This is a genomic window from Streptococcus sp. NLN64 (assembly GCF_015831295.1).
GTDB lineage: Bacteria > Bacillota > Bacilli > Lactobacillales > Streptococcaceae > Streptococcus.
This window is the reverse complement of the sequence record NZ_JADXDQ010000107.1, coordinates 1-1,526: the sequence shown is the minus strand read 5'-3', so window position 1 is coordinate 1,526 and position 1,526 is coordinate 1. Positions and strand designations below refer to the sequence as shown.

The 1,526-nt window shown below is 40.1% G+C and carries 1 protein-coding gene; it reads right to left on the bottom strand.

The features are described from left to right. Positions 1–434: 434 nt before the first annotated feature. Positions 435–1,526: DUF1542 domain-containing protein (locus I2503_RS09310; RefSeq protein ID WP_196967776.1), on the bottom strand; the 1,092-nt coding region annotated here is incomplete at its 5' end.

Here is a 1,526-nt window from a genome sequence, read left to right as displayed (position 1 = left end):
CCACCGTATTCTCCAGAATTAAATCCAATTGAGCAAAGTTGGGCTATTCTAAAAAAATCAGTTACAGAATTACTTCGCAAAATGGACTCTATAACTGATGCAATAACATACTATTTAAAAACTAAATAACTATAAAATCTGACTAGGCAAGCCGATGAAGGTTGAACTTAAGTTCACCAAAGAGGTTTAACAACGTTCAGTTTTTGAACTGCATAGAGTATAAAAGACTATAATGGGAGGGCTTCACTAACACCAGATTTGTATTTCCAATGAGTATAAGAGAAATAATAAAAATTGTGAAAGAATCACAAAATTAAACTTTTATATAATAGAATAATGATTATAGTTATATTATAAGGTTTTTTAGTAAAATTTCAAGAATCTACAACAAAAAACGAGGTTTCAAAACCTCGTTTTTTTAATGCTTAGATGAATTATTTTTCATCTTCTTTTTTTCGGCGAGAACGTACACCAGCTAACAACAATATAAGGGCTAAACCGCTTGCTGCAAGGGCTTGACTAGATTCTTCACCTGTATTTGGTAATTGACCTGCCTGGGATTTATTACCAGTTGATTCAGTCAAATTGCTTGAAGCAGTCTCTTGATTGGAGACTTTGGATGAGCCTGCAACTCGCTTGTTACCATTATTGGTATCAGGTTTTGTTGCCGGTTTGTCACCATTCTTGCGTCCGATTGGATTAATAGCTTCAATCACTGCAAATCCTGCATCTTTAGCTGAAGTTACAGCAGCATTGCTAGTAGCAGCATCAATCTCAGATTTCGCCCTTCCTGCTTCAATGTCTACTTGAGACTTAGCAGCGGATCTCTCTTCGTCTGTGAGATCAGTACGGGCATCTATTTCGTCCTTCTTCACTTGAGCAGCATCATCGATAGCTTTCTTAGCGGCATCCTTCGTTACCGGAGATGGGTTTACTGAGTTGATATCCGATACTCCTGCATCTTTAGCGGAAGTCACGCCATCGTTGGTTGTTGCTAAATCAATAGCTTTCTTAGCTTCATTCGCTTTAGAGTCAACTTCTGATTTAGCTGTTAATTTTTCTTCATCTGTAAGGTCAGAACGAGAATCAATCTCAGCTTTCTTATCCTTAACTGCGTCGTCAACAGCTGCTTTAGCTGCTTCCTTGGCTACTGGAGATGGATTCACTGAGTTAATATCTGTTACGCCTGCGTCTTTGGCAGATGACACACCAGCGTTGGTTGTCGCTAAATCAATAGCTTTCTTCGCGGCAGTGGCTTTGGTATCAACCTCAGACTTAGCGGTTGCCTTCTCTTCGTCTGTAAGGTCAGATCGAGCGTCAATCTTAGACTTCTTCGCTTGGGCAGCTTCGTCAATAGCTGCTTTAGCCGCTTCCTTGGCTACTGGAGATGGATTTACTGAGTTAATATCTGTTACGCCTGCGTCCTTAGCGGAAGTTACTCCATCATTGGTTGTCGCAGTGTCGATCGCTTGTTTGGCTTGGTCAGCCTTAGTATCAACCTCAGACTTAGCAGCTGATTTCTCTTC